This is a genomic window from Granulicella cerasi, from assembly GCF_025685575.1.
GTDB classification, from domain to species: Bacteria; Acidobacteriota; Terriglobia; order Terriglobales; family Acidobacteriaceae; genus Granulicella; species Granulicella cerasi.
In genome coordinates, this window is sequence record NZ_JAGSYD010000002.1 from 271,943 (window position 1) to 289,452 (window position 17,510).

The 17,510-nt window shown below is 62.2% G+C and carries 11 protein-coding genes and 1 riboswitch; of the genes, 7 read left to right on the plus strand and 4 right to left on the minus strand.

Annotated elements, in window-relative coordinates; all coding sequences use genetic code 11:
* The first annotated feature begins 182 nt into the window (after positions 1-182).
* From OHL11_RS06630 to OHL11_RS06640, 3 genes are all read left to right on the plus strand, one after another.
* Positions 183-2,909: a choice-of-anchor D domain-containing protein gene (locus OHL11_RS06630; RefSeq protein ID WP_263370710.1), complete on the plus strand. Its 2,727-nt coding sequence runs from the start codon at positions 183-185 to the stop codon at positions 2,907-2,909.
* Between the two features lie 54 nt (positions 2,910-2,963).
* The gene (locus OHL11_RS06635; protein ID WP_263370711.1) at positions 2,964-3,740 is read left to right on the plus strand and encodes an enoyl-ACP reductase FabI; all 777 of its coding nucleotides are present in this window, start codon (positions 2,964-2,966) and stop codon (positions 3,738-3,740) included.
* An 83-nt stretch (positions 3,741-3,823) separates the two neighbouring features.
* Positions 3,824-5,092, plus strand: coding sequence for a metal-dependent hydrolase family protein (locus tag OHL11_RS06640; RefSeq protein WP_263370712.1), 1,269 nt, complete (start codon positions 3,824-3,826; stop codon positions 5,090-5,092).
* A 79-nt stretch (positions 5,093-5,171) separates the two neighbouring features.
* Here the strand turns inward: OHL11_RS06640 and OHL11_RS06645 are convergent, their stop codons facing one another.
* The 3 genes from OHL11_RS06645 to OHL11_RS06655 form a co-directional block, all read right to left on the minus strand.
* Positions 5,172-6,983, minus strand: coding sequence for an ABC-F family ATP-binding cassette domain-containing protein (locus tag OHL11_RS06645; RefSeq protein WP_263370713.1), 1,812 nt, complete (start codon positions 6,981-6,983; stop codon positions 5,172-5,174).
* Positions 6,984-7,003: 20 nt separating this feature from the next.
* Positions 7,004-8,284 (minus strand): voltage-gated chloride channel family protein, encoded by a 1,281-nt coding sequence (locus OHL11_RS06650; RefSeq protein WP_263370714.1) that lies wholly within the window; start codon positions 8,282-8,284, stop codon positions 7,004-7,006.
* A gap of 18 nt (positions 8,285-8,302) precedes the next feature.
* A riboswitch (Fluoride riboswitch) is annotated at positions 8,303-8,386 on the minus strand.
* Positions 8,387-8,462: 76 nt separating this feature from the next.
* Positions 8,463-9,521, minus strand: coding sequence for a rod shape-determining protein (locus OHL11_RS06655; RefSeq protein WP_317890630.1), 1,059 nt, complete (start codon positions 9,519-9,521; stop codon positions 8,463-8,465).
* Positions 9,522-9,731: 210 nt separating this feature from the next.
* On the opposite strand from OHL11_RS06655, the gene ald reads away from it, so the two are divergent.
* From ald to OHL11_RS06675, 4 genes are all read left to right on the plus strand, one after another.
* On the plus strand, positions 9,732-10,847 hold the full coding sequence (ald, locus tag OHL11_RS06660) for an alanine dehydrogenase (RefSeq protein ID WP_263370715.1): 1,116 nt from the start codon (positions 9,732-9,734) through the stop codon (positions 10,845-10,847).
* 141 nt (positions 10,848-10,988) lie between these two features.
* A complete protein-coding gene (locus OHL11_RS06665; RefSeq protein WP_263370716.1) occupies positions 10,989-13,310 on the plus strand; it encodes a sensor histidine kinase in 2,322 nt (773 codons plus the stop codon).
* Between the two features lie 37 nt (positions 13,311-13,347).
* Positions 13,348-14,742, plus strand: coding sequence for a sigma-54-dependent transcriptional regulator (locus OHL11_RS06670; RefSeq protein ID WP_263370717.1), 1,395 nt, complete (start codon positions 13,348-13,350; stop codon positions 14,740-14,742).
* 3 nt (positions 14,743-14,745) lie between these two features.
* Positions 14,746-15,729 (plus strand): epimerase, encoded by a 984-nt coding sequence (locus OHL11_RS06675; protein WP_263370718.1) that lies wholly within the window; start codon positions 14,746-14,748, stop codon positions 15,727-15,729.
* A 62-nt stretch (positions 15,730-15,791) separates the two neighbouring features.
* On the opposite strand, the gene OHL11_RS06680 is transcribed toward OHL11_RS06675, so the two are convergent.
* The gene (locus OHL11_RS06680; protein ID WP_263370719.1) at positions 15,792-17,495 is read right to left on the minus strand and encodes a M28 family peptidase; all 1,704 of its coding nucleotides are present in this window, start codon (positions 17,493-17,495) and stop codon (positions 15,792-15,794) included.
* Positions 17,496-17,510: the final 15 nt, after the last annotated feature.

Consider the following 17,510-nt stretch of genomic DNA (forward strand, 5'->3'; position numbering starts at 1 on the left):
TAAAACCCTGCATACTCGCTGGCTATTCCGCGCCGAGGATCGGGCCTGTGCGTGATATTCTGAACGCTGAAATCACCCTGAAAAACTAGGCCAGACGAGCAGAGCAGTAAGCGGCAGAAAGCCGCTCCAGGTGCGTTTCTCATCAGCTTCCATCTCTCCTGATAAAGCAGGCTTCAAACACGATGTTTCGTCACAGCCGTTTTGCCGTAGCCCTCTTCGCGTTCATCACCTCTACTCTCCTCGCAGGATGCGGTAGTGGAGTGGTCCCCTCCAGCGGCACGGCCACTGACGTGCCCATCGCGACGTTGAACACCTCGTCGCAGATCTCTTTCGGCACGGTTGCCGTGGGGCAAACGGGAACCGCCCAGTCGATCACGCTGACGAACTCCGGCAAGGCGACGCTGGTCATCTCCGGCGTGGTGCTCAACGACACGACAAACTTCAGCATGGCCAACAGCTGCGGAGCCTCGCTCGCCGCTGGCGCGAGCTGCCAGATAGCAGCTAACTTCAAGCCGTCAACCGCAGCCACGTTCTCCTCGACCATCGTCATCACCGACAACAGCAACAACGTGTCCGGCTCGACGCAGACCATCACGCTTACCGGCATCGGTGGCAGCACCACATCCACCGCCCCGGTCGCCGAACTGAGCGCGACCACACCGCTCGACTTCGGTTCCGTCTCTGCGGGGTCCACCGGCACAGCGCAGTCGTTCACGCTCTCCAACACCGGAAACGCCACGCTGAACATCGCAAGCATCGTCCTCAGCGATACGACGAACTTCACATGGACCAACGCTTGCGGCGCTACACTCGCGGCCGGCGCAAACTGTCAGATCACGGCGAACTTCAAGCCGTCCTCCACCGGCACCTACACCGCGACCATCACGATCACCGACAACAGCTACAACATCACCGGCTCAACGCAGACGGTGGCGCTCAACGGCGCGGGCACTGCCGCAATCGTTCCACAGGCCACTCTGAGTCCCACCGCACTTACCTTCCCCGATACCGACGCTGGCGTGACCTCCTCGCCGCTCACCGCCACGCTCACCAACAGCGGCAACGGCCCGCTCACCATCTCGAACATTGCGAGCACCAACACGGCGAACTTCACGGTGACCAACACCTGCGGCGCTACGCTCGCAGCCGGAGCAAGCTGCACGCTCTCCATCACCTTTACGCCGACTACCTCAGGCACGAGCTACACGGGCAGCGTCGTCATCACCGACAACGCAGGCAACGTCACCGGGGCAACGCAGACGCTTTCTCTCGGCGGCAAGGGCACAACGGCTACGGGCGCGGTCCTCACATTGACGCCCTCTTCGCTCACCTTCCCGGCGACCAACGTCGGCTCCAGCTCGACGCCACAAACGCTGACGCTGACGAACACCAGCTCGACAGCATCGGTCAACATCAGCAGCATTGCCGTCACCGGTGGCGCTACAGCAAGCTCCTTCTCGCAGACCAATACCTGCGGCACCACGCTTGCGGCCAATGCGTCCTGCACCATCAGCGTTACCTTCAGCCCGACGATCGCAGGCACCTTCCTCGCCTACGTCACCGTCACCGACACCGCGACGAACTCGCCGCAGACCGCTACGCTGAATGCAACCGGCGCCGCTGCAACGCTCGCACTGTCGTCAAACGCCCTGAACTTCACCTCCACGAAGATCGGCACGACGGCCACGCTGAGCACCACGCTCTCCAACACCGGTGCGGCCACGGCGAATCTCTCCAGCATCACGCTTGCAGGCAGTTCGAACTACGTGAAGTCCACCACCTGCGGCACCACGCTCGCAGGCGGCGCATCCTGCACCCTCTCCGTCGCCTACACTCCCACGTCCACCTCGACGGACACGGGTACGATCACCATCACGAGCTCCAACGCCACGAACTCGCCACTCACGGTCTCCATCACCGGCTCTGGCACCAACGCGGCGGTGACGTACAACCTCTATGAGCTGCCAGATCCCGGCACCGGCCAGCCTGGCGCTGGCCTGCTCACCGCTGTTTACGGCCTCATCGACAACGCGCAGTCAACGCTCGACATGACGATGTACGCCCTGAACGACGCGACCACGCTTTCAAAGCTCGTCTCCGCCTGCGGTCGTGGTGTGAAGGTGCGCGCGGTGCTTGACCAGAACAGCGAAAAGTCGCAAAACGCAACCTCCTACAGCACGCTGAACTCAACGACCAACTGCGCTGCCGTCTGGGCAAACAAGGCCTTCAGTGTGACCCATGAGAAGAGCCTGGTCGTCGACAACTCCAAGATGGCGCTCATGAGCCTCAACCTGCAGTCGGCCTACTACAGCACGACGCGTGACTTCGCGATGGTCTACAACGACCCCGCCGATATCGCCGCCGTAGAGGCCACCTTCAACATGGACTACGCCGCAGGAACGCCGTCTTCTGGCGTCGCGGGAGCCAGCGACTTCAGCTACTCCCCCGGTGCGGGCACCGACCTCATCTGGAGCCCGACCACCGCGAAGCAGAAGATGCTCGACATCATCAACAACGCCACCACGACGCTGGTCATTGAAGCGGAAGAGCTCACGAACTCCGCCAGTTACATCACCAGCGCCGTAACCTCGGCGTGCTCGCGCGGAGTCACCGTCAAGATCATCGTCGAGAACGTGAGCCACGCTTACGACACGCAGATGACCGCGCTCAAGAGCGGCGGGTGTGCCCCGCGTCAGTACACCTCCAGCTCAGGCTTCTACGTCCACGCTAAGGCTGTCGTAGCCGACTACGGGCTGCCCACGCAGACCGTCTACCTCGGTTCGATCAACTACTCGAACGCCTCCATGACCGCGAACCGCGAGCTTGGCATGAACATCTCCGATCAAGCCAGCGTCACGATTCTGTACAACACCATGACTACCGACTGGAACGGCGCGGCAATTTACTAGCCGAACTTGATATCCTCTCTAACGACAGCAAGTCCCGAGGAGTTTTACCGCACCATGATCAATCTCGAAGGCAAAGTCGCCGTTGTGTTCGGCGTCGCCAACAAGCGCTCCATCGCTTACTCCATTTGCGAGAAGCTCGCTACCGCAGGCGCGACGCTCGTCATCAGCTATCAGTCCGAGCGCCTACGTAAGGACTCCGAAGAGCTCCTCGCCTCGCTCGGCCAGGCGGAGAAGGGCCTGCTCGTGCAGTGCGATGTCGCCGACGACGCGCAGATTGACGCAGCCTTCGAACAAATCGCAGCGCGCTTCCCCGTCGTCCACACGCTCGTGCACTCCATTGGTTTCGCTCCGGCTGACGCCATCAAGAACGACTTCCTGCTGACCAAGCGCGAAGACTTCAAGATCGCCCACGACATCAGCGTCTACTCCTTCATCGCGCTCGCACGCGCTGTGGCTCCGCTGATGACCGAAGGCGGCTCGCTGCTCACGCTCACCTACTACGGTGCAGACAAGGTCTTCCCAAACTACAACGTGATGGGCGTCGCGAAGGCTGGCCTCGAAGCTTCAGTGCGTTACCTCGCGGCATCGCTTGGCACCAAGAACATCCGCGTCAACGGCATCTCCGCTGGCCCCATCAAGACGCTCGCCGCACGCGGCATCGGCGACTTCACCACGATCCTCGATGAAGTCACCAAGCGCGCACCGCTGCACCGCAACGTCGAGCAGGCAGAGGTCGCCAACACGGCGCTCTTCCTCTCAAGCGATCTCGCCAGCGGCATCACCGGCGAAATCACCTTCGTCGATTGCGGCTTCAACGTCACCGGCATCTAGCTCCACACATCTCAGCGCACCACCAAGGCCGTCCTCTTCGGAGCGACGGCCTTGTTCTTTACCTGCGATATGCTGCAAACAAGATGACTCTTCGCCGCGCCCTCACGCTCGCACTCGTCGTTGCCTCCTCTTCAGCCTTCGCGCAACAGCCCATCGTGCTGCACGCTGCGCATCTGCTCGACGTCGCCGACGGCAAACTCCTCACTCCCGGCGAAGTGCTCGTCGAAGGCGAACGCATCAAGGAAGCAGGCGCGCACGTCACGCATCCTGCGAATGCCAGGACGATCGACCTCGGCAACAGCACGCTGATGCCCGGCCTCATCGACGCACATACGCACCTCTTCCTGCATCCCGGTAACGAAGGCCTACAGACAGTCGAAGAGTCGATCCCGCAGCGCACACTCACTGCGGCCGCTGCTGCGAAAGCTGACCTCCTCGCGGGCTTCACCGCGGAGCGCGACATGGGCACCGAAGGCGCGAAGTGCGCCGACGTGGCCGTGCGCAATGCCATCAATCACGGCGAGATCCCCGGCCCACGCATGCGAGTCTCGTGCAACGCCATCGACATCCTCGGCGGCCACGAAGACGCCATCGGCTTCAACCCCGAACAGCATGTGCTCTCGAACGCCGACTTCGCCAACAACGAAGCCGAGCTCATCCCGCTTATGCGCGAGCAGCACAAAGAAGGCTCCGACTTCTTCAAGCTCTACGAGACCGGCAAGGACTCTCTCGTCGGCGATGAGTTCCACTCGCCGTATCAGTACACCGAAGCAGAGCTCGCCGCCGCTGTTGCCGAAGCGCATCGCATGGGCACGACCGTCGGCGTGCACTGCACCAGCGACCCCGGCGCGCTCTACGCCGCCAGAGCAGGCGTCGCGTCCATCGACCACGCCGACCAGCTTTCGCCCGAGACCATGAAGCTTATGCGTGAGAAGAACATCTTCGCCGTGCCCACCTTCGCGGTTGTCGAATACTTCGCCGCGCACGCCGAGAAGCCCGCCTCCGCCGCGCGTCTCAAGGCGATGGACGCCTATCACCGCGAGCAGTTCAAGAAGCAACTCGCCGCAGGTGTTCCCTTTGCGGTCGGCTCCGATGTTGGCCCCTTCCCGCACGGCACGCAGGCGCGCGAGTACGAACTGATGGCCGAGTACGGCATGACAAACGCGCAGGTGCTGCACGCGGGCCTCATCAATGGCGCCAAGCTCCTCGGCTGGGCCGACAGCATCGGCCAACTCAAGCCGGGCTTCTACGCCGACATCATCGCCGTCCCCGGCGATCCGCTCACGAACATCCACGTCCTCACCACACCCACCTTCGTAATGAAGAACGGCGACGTCATCCGCGATAAATAACTGACATTCTGACTTACAGGCACGCTGACAGCCTGAATGGATCACACAACGTCAGCGTGCCGCAAAGAAAGGGTTGAGCCTAAACGCCAGCCTTTTCGCTCAGCTCTGCCCAACGTTCGTAGATCGCATCGTGCTCGGCCTGCGCGGCTTCCAGCTCCGCCAACGCAGTCGTCAGCTTCGCCGCGTCGGTCGCCACCGCGGGATCTTCCACCGCGCCGCGCGCCTTGTCCAGGCGCTCATCGGCCGCTTCCACCTTCGCTTCAATGCCATCGAACTCGCGTTGCTCCATGTACGAGAGCTTCTTCTTCGAGCTGCTTGCCGCAGGCTTTGCCGAGGCTTCCTTCGGCAGATCGCCGCTCTGCGTGCCGGTCAACTCGCCGCTGCGTTCCTTCCACTCTTCCCACTGCATGTAGTCCGCAAAGACCTGCGCCTTGCCCTTACCATCCAGACCCAGCACCGTGTTCGAGACGCGATCGAGCAGATAGCGATCATGCGTCACCAATACGAGCGCGCCCTTAAACTCCAGCAACGCCTCTTCGAGAATCTCGAGCGTCGGGATATCAAGGTCGTTCGTCGGTTCATCAAGCACCAGCACATCCGCAAGCTCGAGCATCAACTTCGCCAGCAACACGCGCGCACGCTCGCCACCGCTCAAGCGCGCCACAGGCTGGTTCAACTGCTCGCCGGTGAACAAAAACTTCGCCGCATAGCTCGCAACATGCACCACCGCGCCCTGATACACCACACCATCGGAATCCGGTGCGAGCGCACGACGCAACGTCAACGACTCGTCAATCTCGCGGCGCTGCGAGAAGTACACTACGCGCAGATTCGCCGCACGCTTCACCGTGCCAGCGTTTACGGCAAGCTCGCCGGTCATCGCGCGCAAGATCGTCGTCTTCCCCGAGCCATTCGGCCCGACCAGCCCAAGCTTCATGCCGTTGGACAAGCCAAACGTCAGTCCTTCGACAATCTTCTTGTCACCCAGCGTGATGTTCACGCCCTCGAACTCAACGAGTCGCTTCGTCTGGCGATCCGTGGCATCGAACGCAATGCCTGCGCTCGATGTGCGCGTGCGCGAGTCCACCTCTGCGAGTTTGCCGATCAACTCATGTGCGTTGTCGATGCGCGCCTTGGCTTTTGTCGCACGCGCCTTCGGTCCGCGACGGAGCCACTCGATCTCCGTCTTGACGCGGTTGCGCAAGCCTTCCTGCATCTTCGACTGCGCTTCCATGTACTGCTCGCGGCCTTCGAGAAACTTCGAGTATCCGCCACGCACGCGCAGCAGCCCCTCGGCGTACACGCGGCTCAACTCGATGATGTCCTTTGCCACGTTCTCGAGAAAGTAGCGATCGTGCGAAATCACGACGACGGCCATGTTGCTCGTCTTCAACACGCCTTCAAGCCACTCGATGCCTTCAAGGTCAAGATGGTTCGTCGGCTCGTCGAGCAGCATCACGTCAGGCGCAACAGCCATCGCTTCTACGATCGCAAGACGCTTGCGCCAGCCACCGCTCAGCGTCGCCGCCTCTGCGGTGAACTCGTCAAAACCCGCACGGCCCAGCGTCTCGCGCAAACGCTGCTCGCGCTCTTCGCTGGGCACATCGGCTTCGGCCAGCGCGCGCTCAACCACCTGGCGAACACTCTTGCCTGCGGCATACTCCGAGATCTGGCGAACGTACGCGACACGCGCACGCTTGCGGCGCGACACATCACCGCTGTCCGGCTCCATCTCACCGCCGAGCACAGCCAGCAGCGTCGACTTTCCGGCACCGTTCGGGCCGATCAGGCCAATGCGATCGCCATCCGAAACGGTGAACGAAACATCGGAAAACAGGGGCGTGGCCCCGAACTTCTTACTTACACTCTGGGCGCTGAGAATGGGAGGCATACATCTCTAGTCTACCGGCTTTATTCTTCGGCCTTCGCAGCAAGCGCCTCCGGCAACTGCTTGCCCACGCCAGCACGCTGCGCGTGGTAGATGCCTGCACGTCCGGAGAAGAGATACGCGCCCACGCAAGCGATCGCCGCGAACGCTCCAGCGTCAGCACCGAACAACTCCACAGCCATCAACGCCGAGGCGATCGGCGTGTTCGCCGCGCCCGCAAATACGGCGACAAAGCCCATGCCTGCCAGCAGAGATACAGGAAGCGGCAGCACATGCGAGAGCGCGTTGCCCAACGTCGCGCCAATGTAAAACAGCGGTGTCACTTCTCCGCCTTTGAAGCCCGTACCGAGCGTCAGCGAGGTGAACAGCGACTTCGCCATGAAGTCCCACGGATGCACCTGGTGCAAGAAAGACTCCTGAATGACCGGCACGCCGAGGCCGATGTAGCGCGTCGTTCCCAACGCGAACACGGCGCAGCTCACAATGGCTCCGCCGAGGAACGGTCGCAGCTCGGGACGCGTGATGTGCTTCTTCGCAAACGCCGAGATCGCGTGTGTCGTGCGCGCGAAGAACATTGCCATCAACCCGAACACAGCGCCTGCAGCCATCGCCATCAGCAGATTGCTCGCCGCCAGCGCAGGTACCTCGTCCACTTTGTAGATCGTGTGACCCATGTGCACGAGCTGCAGCAAGTGATGCGTTGTAAGGTCGCCGACGAAGGCCGCGAGGAAACATGGAGCAATCGCGTCATAGGACACCGCGCCAACCGCCAGCACTTCCAGACCGAAGATCGCGCCCGCTAGCGGCGTTCCAAACACTGACGCAAAACCCGCGGAAATGCCCGCCATCAGCAACACGCGACGCCCCGCTGCATTCAAGCCCAGCGGTCGTGCAAGCTGATCAGCCAACGACGCGCCGGTCTGGATCGCCGTGCCTTCGCGACCGGCAGAGCCGCCAAAGAGATGCGTCAGGAACGTGCCGATCAAAATGAACGGCGTCATGCGCAGCTTGATCGTGCGCTTCGGATCATGCACCTCGTCGATGATGAGGTTGTTCCCAGCTTCAACGTCTTTGCCGAAGTGCTTGTACAGCAACCCCACGCACAGCCCCACCGGTGCCAGCAGCCAGATCATCCAGCGATGCGCTTCGCGGATCGCTGTCGCCACGTTCAGCGACCACAGCAACAGCGCAGAGGCCGCGCCAGCCATCAAGCCCACGGCGATCGCTACGGGCGTCCAACGAAAAAGCTCCCACGCCAGTGCAAACTGCGAAGGCTTCACCTGAGTTGTTTGATCTTGAGACACACTTCCTCCTACGAGTAGAAATTCGTAGGAGTCATCAGCGTCCGAGTCTTCTTCGCAAACACTCGGAGCGGTTAGAGGCGGAACCCCATCGCCTTCTGGATTACCTCCAGCTTACCCCAGCCAGGCACCAACGACAAAGGCCGCCTCTCTCGAAGCGGCCCTCATGGTTATTAAGTGCTTAGTCGATCGAAATCTTACGCAGCAGGCGGAAATCGCTGAGCATCTTGCCCGTGCCCAGCACCACCGAGGCCAGCGGATCATCCGCCACGGCAACGGGCAGGCCCGTTTCTTCGCGAATGCGCTTGTCGAGGTTCTTGATCAGCGCGCCACCGCCCGTCAGCACGATGCCGCGGTCGGAGATGTCCGCCGAAAGCTCCGGCGGGGTGCGTTCCAGTGCGACACGAATCGCGTTCATGATCGTCGCAATGCACTCACCGAGCGCTTCACGAATCTCGGAGTCATCGATGGTGATCGTCTTCGGCACGCCTTCGATCAGGTTGCGGCCCGTGTACGTGCGCTGCTCGGGCTTGTCCAGCGGATACGCCGAACCCAGCTCAATTTTGATCTGCTCCGCCGTGCGCTCGCCGATCAGCAGGTTGTACTTGCGCTTGATGTACGTGATGATCGCCTCGTCCATCTGATTGCCGGCCATGCGGACCGAGCGCGAGTACACGATGCCCGCCAGCGAAATCACAGCGATGTCCGTCGTTCCACCACCGATGTCGACGACCATGTTGCCGCCCGGCTCGGTGATCGGCAAACCCGCGCCAATTGCGGCCACCATCGCCTGCTCGACGAGATGCACTTCGCTCGCCTTGGCGCGATAAGCCGAGTCCATCACAGCGCGCTTTTCTACCTGCGTAATCTCCGAAGGCACGCCGATCACGATGCGCGGATGCACCATCATCTTGCGGTTATGTGCCTTCTGGATGAAGTAGTTCAGCATCTTCTCGGTTTGCTTGAAGTCGGCGATCACGCCATCCTTCATCGGCTTGATCGCGATGATATTGCCCGGCGTACGGCCCAGCATCTCCTTCGCTTCCTTACCAACAGCTTCCACCTCGTTCGTCACACGGTTCACAGCGATGATCGAGGGCTCATTCACGATGATGCCCTTGCCGTGTGCGTAGACCAGCGTGTTCGCCGTTCCGAGATCGATCGCCAGATCGCTCGAAAACAGGGAAAAAATCGACCGCATGTTGCCGCGCCCACTGCGCGATGAGAAATTCGAAGACATGGACTAGCTTTTCCTGGAGTCCCGGTCGTTCTTCCCCCGGGGAGTCATACTCGATTGTAAAGGTCAAAGGGAACCAAGGCGAATACGGTCACCCGCTTCGCCATTGCCTAATGAACAAACAGTACTCCTTCCTTCGAGACTTGGTACTCTGATGCGAAGAGGTCTATACAAGACCCCACCGCAGTTATCGAACCACAGGAGCTCTCCAGCATGATCATCGGCGTCCCGAAGGAAGTAAAAGACCACGAAAGCCGCGTAGGCATTACCCCCGCAGGCGCCAAGGCGCTCGTCGAAGCCGGCCACAAGGTGCTCATCGAGCAGAACGCTGGCGCGCTCTCCTCCTTCCCCGACGACGAATACCAGGCCGTCGGAGCCGAGATCGTCGGCGCAGCCGCCAATGTCTGGGGCAACGCCGACATGGTCGTCAAGGTGAAGGAACCGGTCGAGCAGGAGTACTGGCACTTCCGCGAAGGCCTCACGCTTTTCACCTACCTGCACCTCGCGCCGCTCAAGGACCTTACCGAAAAGCTGCTCTCCAAGAAGGTGCTCGGCATCGCCTATGAGACCGTGAAGGACCGCGCGAACACGCTGCCGCTGCTCACCCCCATGAGCGAAGTCGCTGGCCGCCTCAGCGTCCAGGTCGGCGCAACGTATTTGCAGAAGGAGCACGGCGGGCGCGGCCTGCTGCTCGGCGGCGTCCCCGGCACGCTGCCTGGCAACGTCACCATCATCGGCGGCGGCATCGTCGGCACCAACGCCGCGAAGATGGCACTCGGCCTGGGCGCCAGCGTCACCATCGTGGACCTCAGCCTGAACCGCCTGCGCGAAATCGACGACATCTTCAACGGCCGTATGAAGACGCTCGCCTCCAACAGCTACAACATCGAGAAGGCAGCGGCCGAAGCCGATCTCCTGATCGGCGGCGTGCTGATCCCGGGCGCGGCCGCACCGAAGATCGTCACTGCCGCGATGGTGAGCAAGATGAAGAAGGGCGCGGTCATCGTCGACGTGGCGATCGACCAGGGCGGCTGCATCGAAACCGCTCGCCCCACCACGCACTCCGACCCCAGCTACACCGTCGACGGCGTCGTCCACTACTGCGTCACCAACATGCCCGCAGCCGTGCCGAACACCTCGACCCTCGCGCTGACGAACGCCACCTTCCCTTACGTACTGAAGCTCGCCAACCAGGGAGCGATCGCGGCGTTGAACTCCGACGCGGGATTCGCCGAAGGCGTGAACACCTACAACGGCAAGCTCACCTACAAGGCCGTCGCCGACGCGCAGGGCGTGGAGTACACGCCGGTCGCGTCGCTGCTCGGCTAACCACGCTCGCCATACGAACGCCCCCTCGCCATGAGGGGGCGTTTCTCTTTTCCCGAAGCCATTCGAGCGAATCCGTGAAGCCGCGTCCAAACCTTCGCTTATTCACCACAATACTGTGGCAAAACGGATACACTCATCCGCATGGGCACGAACGCGACTCGCCGACGCATCGCCATCATCACGCTTGGCGTCTGTTTGCTCCTCCTCTTCCTCGGCCTCGCGACGCTCAACGCCTTCAACCTCAACTTCCTGAACCCCGCGTCGGCGAGCCAGACCCTCGTCTTCATCGCGCTTTCGACCGTCGCGTTCATCCTCTTCCTCGCGGTCCTCTTCGCGCTCGTTCGCAATATCCTCAAGCTCTACGCAGACCAGCGCAGTCGCGTGCTTGGCACACGCCTACGCACCCGCATGTTGTGGGGAGCCGTGCTTGTTTCGGTCATCCCGCTCGTCTTCATGTTCGCGTTCAGCTACCTGCTGATGAACCGCGCGCTCGACCGCTGGTTCTCGCAGCCCGTCACCCAGATGCGCGACGACGCCAATCGCCTCGCCGTTGAACTTTTCCGCTACGCCGCGGCCAATGCCCGCTCGGAAGCAGACTCCATCGGCGTCGAGATTTCCGCCGCGCGCACGGACAACACTGCGGCCATCAACGACGTCTTCGCGCACCATGACCTCACGCTGCAGGGCGGATTCGCCGTCATTTATCACGACAATCATCCCATCGCGTCACTGCATCTGCCGACCGGAAGCTCCGCGCAGATCCATGCGCTACAGCCGCCCGACGAAGCCACCGACGAAGACCCCACGCACCTTCCGCCGGTCATCTCCACCACGCTGAACGCGCCCGCGCCCGAAGCGATCCTCATCGCCGCGCGCCGCAACGATGAGCCGTTCTACAACGTGGCGGGCACCGACTACACGCTCGCCACTGCGGGCCTGAAGAACGGCAATATCCTCGTCGTCGGACTGCCCATCCCGAACGGCATTTCCGCGACGAGCCTTCGCCTGCGCTCCGCCGCCGACGCCTACTGGACGCTCTTCCGCGAGCGCCGCGTCGTGCGTAACCTCTACATGTTTCTCCTGCTGCTCATCACGGTGCTTGCGCTCTTTGCCTGCTGCTGGCTCGCGCTCACCTTGGCCAAGCAGGTGACCAAACCCATCGAAACACTCGCTGACGCGATGGAAGCCATCGCCAGCGGAGATTACGCGCATCGCGTTGACCAGACCGCCACCGAAGAACTCGGTGAACTCTCCGCCAGCTTCAACGCGATGGCATCCGACCTCGACAATGCGCGACTCATCGCAGAGCAATCGACGCAGCAGCTTTCGGAGTTGAACATCGCGCTGCTTGCGCGTCGTCGCGAACTCGAAACCATCATCGAAACCATTCCCAGCGGCCTCGTCACGCTCTCTGCAGAACGTAACGTCGTGCTCGCGAACCGCGCCTTCTATGAACTGCTCGACCCCGGCGGCCAGCGCAGCTTCGTCGCGCTCACACTCGACGCCATCTTCCCTGCCGAAGTCGTCGAAACGCTCGATCGCCTCTTGCGCCGATCACATCGCATGGGCTCGGCCGCAGCCGAGCTTGAAGTCGCCACCACCGCTGGCACCAAGCAACTCTCTGCCACCATCGCCGTCATCGACGACGGCCCGCAACACGACGTGCGCGGCTACGTGCTCGTGCTTGAAGATGCGACTGAACTCCTCCGCGCGCAGAAGCAATCCGCGTGGAAAGAGGTCGCCCGTCGCGTCGCACACGAGATCAAGAACCCGCTGACGCCCATCGCGCTCAACGCTGAACTGATTCGCCGCCACATCGATCGCCTCGAGCCGCTCATCACCGAGGCCAGCATCGACACGCGCTCGCCCGCGGTCATCCAGCGCTCCACCGAGGTCATCTCCTCCTCGGTCGAAACGATGCGTCAGCTCGTCGACCAGTTCTCCGCGCTCGCTGAGTTTCCCACCGCGCGCCCGCGTCCTGCGGACATCAACTCCATCGTCGAAAATTCGCTTGCGCTCTTCGCCGGACGCCTTGGCAACATCCGCGTCCACAAGCAGCTTGCGCGTGAGCTTCCGCTCGTCCTCGCCGACCCCAACGCCCTGCAGCGTGCGCTCTCGAACCTCATCGACAACGCCGCCGAAGCCATGCAGAATTCTCTGCTTCGCGAGCTCACGCTTTCCACTCGCCCGCTCGAAAGCGGCATGGTTGAACTCTGCGTTGCCGACACTGGCTCGGGGCTCACCGACGAACTCCGCTCGCGCCTCTTCCTGCCTTATTTCTCCACCAAGCAGCGTGGCACCGGCCTGGGCCTCTCCATCGCAGCGAAGATCATCCAGGAACATCAAGGCAACATCCGGGCCGAAAAGAATGTGCCCTCCGGCGCACGCTTCATCATCGAGCTGCGCCCCGCCAACGAGACACAGGAACTCCCGGAACAACGGCCGCTCATCTCAGATTTTTAGTCCTCGCATCTCGAACCTTATATCTCGGACGCTTTTTATGACCCACGTTCTCATCGTTGACGACGAAGCCGACATCCGCGAGTCCCTCGAAGCCATCCTGCGTGAAGAGGAGTACTCGATCACCACCGCTGGCACCGCCGCCGAGGCCATCGAGCTCGTGCGCGACGTTGATTTTCAGGCCGTGCTGCTCGACATCTGGCTGCCCGACGGCGACGGCCTCGACGTGCTCGAGCGCATGCGCGAGGTGACCTCGAATCGCAGCAATCCGCCCGAAGTCATCATGATCTCCGGCCACGGCACGATCGAAGCCGCCGTGCGCGCCACCAAGCTTGGCGCCTACGACTTCCTCGAGAAGCCGCTCTCGCTCGACCGCACACTGCTCGTGCTGCGCAACGCCGTCGACGCACATCGCCTCCGCGAGGACAACCAGGAGTTCGCACGCCAGCTCACCACGCAACAGTCGCTCACGGGCGACTCCGTGCCAATGAAAGCGCTGCGCCAGCAGATCAAGCTGATGGCCCCGACCAATGGCCGCGTGCTCATCTTCGGCGAGTCCGGCGCAGGGAAAGAACTCATCGCGCGCACGATTCACTCGGAGTCTCAGCGCGCCGATCGCCCCTTCGTCGAGCTCAACTGCGCGGCCATCCCCGAAGACTTCATCGAGGCCGAACTCTTCGGCTTCCGCCACGGTGCAGGCCCCAACTACGGCACGCGCGGACCGAACCATCCCCACGAGCAGCGCGGCACCTTCGAGCGCGCCGATGGTGGCACGCTCTTCCTCGACGAAGTCGGCGACATGAGTCTGAAGACGCAAGCCAAGGTTCTTCGCGCGCTCGACGAACAGCGCTTCTACCCTGTCGGCTCCTCGACGCCCGTCTACATCGACACGCGCGTCATCGCTGCTACGAACAAGGACCTCGAGGAAGAGATCGCCCGCGGCAACTTCCGCGAAGACCTCTTCTATCGCCTCAATGTCATCCCGTTCTTCGTCCCGCCGCTGCGTGATCGCAAAGAAGACATCCCAGCCCTCACGCGTGAATTCCTCGCCGAGTTCGGGCAGCAGTACGGCCGCCCGCGCGTCGACATCTCGGACAGCGCGCTCACCTCGCTGAAGCAGTACAACTGGCCCGGCAACGTGCGCGAGCTGCGTAACATCATCGAGCGCGTCCTCATCCTCAATCCCAAAGCGCAACGCATCGACGCCAAGCATCTGCCGATGCTCGTGCAGCGCACCGATGGCCGCTCCGCCAACGCGCCGCGCGAGGAGTTTTCCTCGCTCTCGGCCGCGCGCGAAGCCTACGAGCGCGACTACATCCTCAAAGAGCTCGACCGCCACAATGGCAACGTCACCCGCGCCGCCGAATCACTCGGCCTCGAACGCTCGCACCTCTACCGCAAGATGAAAACTCTCAGCATCAACGTAGGCGAATAACTCATGCGCATCCTCATCCCCGGCGGCTCCGGCCAGGTCGGCACCATCCTCGCGCGACACCTTACGCACGTCGGCCACACCGTCACCGTGCTCTCGCGTACGCCCTCCTCACAGCCTTGGAAAACACTCGCCTGGGACGGCCTCACGCCCGGCCCGTGGGTCGAGGAGCTGCACCGCAGCGATGCAGTGATCAACCTCTCCGGGCGCTCCGTAAACTGCCGCTACAACGCAGAGAACCGCCGCGAGATCTTTGACTCGCGCATCAAGCCAACGCTGCTGCTCGGCGAACTCATCGCCGCCTCGCCGACACCGCCGCGCATCTGGATGAACGCCAGCACCAGCACCTTCTACCGCAACGCATACGACCGCCCGCAGGATGAGTTCACCGGCGAACTCGGCGATCTGCCCTCCGAGCGCGGCACACGCGAGCCTGCGGACCAGCCTGAAACCTGGAGCTTCTCCATCGACGTCGCGCACCAGTGGGAGGCAGCCTTCGCGGCCATCCCCACGCCGCAGACGCGCAAGATTCGCCTGCGGTCTTCGATGGTGATGAGCCCCGATGCCGGTGGCGTTTTCTCAGTGCTCTCGCGCCTCGTGCGGCTCGGACTCGGTGGCAGTGTCGGCTCAGGGAAGCAATACGTTTCGTGGATCCACGACATCGACTTCTGCCGCATCACCGACCTCCTGCTGGAGCATCCCGAGCTCGCCGACGCCACCAACGGCATCGTCAATATGACCGCACCTAATCCGCTGCCCAACCGCGAGTTCATGCAGATTCTTCGCCAGGGTTGGGGCGCGCGCATCGGCCTTCCCGCAACGAAGTGGATGGTTGAGATCGGCACCTTCCTCATGCGCACCGAGAGCGAGCTTGTGCTGAAGAGCCGCCGTGCCGTACCTACGCTGCTGCTCAACGAGGGCTACGACTTCGTCTACCCCACATGGTCCAGCGCGGTCACGAACCTCGTGCGCCGCAGCAACCCCAAGTAAGCGACCCCAAGCACAAAGGCCTCGCATGGATTGCGAGGCCTTTGTGCGTCTGTCGTTGCGGTTTACCTCACCGGCATCAAGGTCGCCTTGAACTCCGGCGTCTTCGCTTCCGTGCCGAACTTCCACGTGCTCAGATACGCGAGTTCCAGAATCTTCCGCATCTTCACGTAGTCGATCTTGTCGGCGGTGTCCGTAGTGTGGTGGTAGTCGGGATGGAAGCCCGTGAACCACCACAGCGCGGGAATATCATGCAGGAGGAACGGAAATTGGTCGGAGCGGAAGAGCACATTCAGCGCCGACTCGTGATCGAAGCGATCGTCCAACACCAGGCCCACAGACTTGTTCGCTTCCTTCACTTCGCGGTCGTACTCCGGAGAGTACAGCGCTCCCACAAGGTTCAAGCGGTTCGTCGTATCCTTCGGGATCTCGATCAGACCATCCGTCTGCGGGCTCGCCGTCTCATCGCGACCGATCATGTCGAAGTTGATCTGCGCCTTCGTTCCGGCCAGAGGACGCAGCGGATGTGCAGCCATCCAGTACGCACCCAGCAGCCCGCGCTCTTCGCTCGCAAACACGCTGAACAGGATCGAACGCTTCGGCTTCGCAGGGTTCGCCGCGAAGGCACGCGCCAGAGCCACCACGCCCACCGTGCCAGAACCGTTGTCGTCGGCACCGTGCCAGATCTGCGGGCAAGGATGCGGGTCCGCAGGCACCTGCACTGGAGGATGCTTCTCATCCGCACACGGCGAAATGCCGTCATGGTCATGGTGCGCGGAGATGATGACCGTCTCCTGCGCCAGCTTCGCATCGCTGCCCGGCAGCAGCGCCACCACGTTATACGTTGTGCCTTCGTGCTCGTAGAGGTTCTTCGAGTGCAGCGTCAGCACTGCATCCACCAGCGCGCGCGACTGCGGCTTCAGGTCGCGATCGATTGCAGTCTGCGCTTCGCCTGGCGTTGTGCCGGAGCCTTCAAACAATGTCTTCGCCACATCGTCCAGAACCATGCCCAAAGGGATCTTCACTTCATCGTCGGCGATCATCTGGACTGGCAGCGGCTTTACGCGGGCAGCCGATCCGCCGATGCGCGCATAGCGCTCCGCGTTCGTCAGATGCTTGCGGTTCGGCTCGGCCACAATCAACACCGCCAACGCGCCATGCCGCTGCGCGTTCAACACCTTCACGCGTGAGGTCGCATAGCGCGTATTGCCCGTGCCGTTGAAGCGCGAGTGAGCGTCATCTTCCTGCGGCTCGTGGTCGAAGATCAGCACGATCTTGCCCTTCACATCGAGCCCCGCGTAATCGTCATAGCCGAACTCCGGAGCGGTGATGCCGAAGCCCGCGAAGACCACCGGCGCGGTAATGTCTACCGCATGTTTGAAACCCACACCAGCCTTCGGCAGCGCCCAAGCCGTTTCCTTGCCGCCACGCTGCAGACTCACGCGAACGGATGCGCGGTCCGGCGCAAACTCGATCAGCGGCACCGCCTGCAGATAACTTGGCTTCCCCGCAGCGTCCGTGGCTGCCGGCTTCAACCCAGCCGCGCGAAACTGCTCTTCCACCCAGTGGATCGCCTTTTCGTCACCAGGCTGCAACGAGAGACGCCCTTCCATCTCATCCGACGCGACGTAGTAGAGGTCCTTCTTCAACTCGTCCACGGTGATCGAGTCGAAGCCGACCTTCTGCTTCGGCGGCACCGGCGTCTGCGCGAACGCAGCCGCGCCCACCGTCATCGCCAACCCCATTGCCCAGAAACGCACATGCTTCATTGCGGAGTTCTCCTT

Coding starts and splice junctions, on each gene's coding strand:
- OHL11_RS06630 (WP_263370710.1), top strand. CDS start 183: ATGTTTCGTCACAGCCGTTTTGCCGTAGCCCTCTTCGCGTTCATCACC.
- OHL11_RS06635 (WP_263370711.1), top strand. CDS start 2,964: ATGATCAATCTCGAAGGCAAAGTCGCCGTTGTGTTCGGCGTCGCCAAC.
- OHL11_RS06640 (WP_263370712.1), top strand. CDS start 3,824: ATGACTCTTCGCCGCGCCCTCACGCTCGCACTCGTCGTTGCCTCCTCT.
- OHL11_RS06645 (WP_263370713.1), bottom strand. CDS start 6,983: ATGCCTCCCATTCTCAGCGCCCAGAGTGTAAGTAAGAAGTTCGGGGCC.
- OHL11_RS06655 (WP_317890630.1), bottom strand. CDS start 9,521: ATGTCTTCGAATTTCTCATCGCGCAGTGGGCGCGGCAACATGCGGTCG.
- ald (WP_263370715.1), top strand. CDS start 9,732: ATGATCATCGGCGTCCCGAAGGAAGTAAAAGACCACGAAAGCCGCGTA.
- OHL11_RS06665 (WP_263370716.1), top strand. CDS start 10,989: ATGGGCACGAACGCGACTCGCCGACGCATCGCCATCATCACGCTTGGC.
- OHL11_RS06670 (WP_263370717.1), top strand. CDS start 13,348: ATGACCCACGTTCTCATCGTTGACGACGAAGCCGACATCCGCGAGTCC.
- OHL11_RS06675 (WP_263370718.1), top strand. CDS start 14,746: ATGCGCATCCTCATCCCCGGCGGCTCCGGCCAGGTCGGCACCATCCTC.
- OHL11_RS06680 (WP_263370719.1), bottom strand. CDS start 17,495: ATGAAGCATGTGCGTTTCTGGGCAATGGGGTTGGCGATGACGGTGGGC.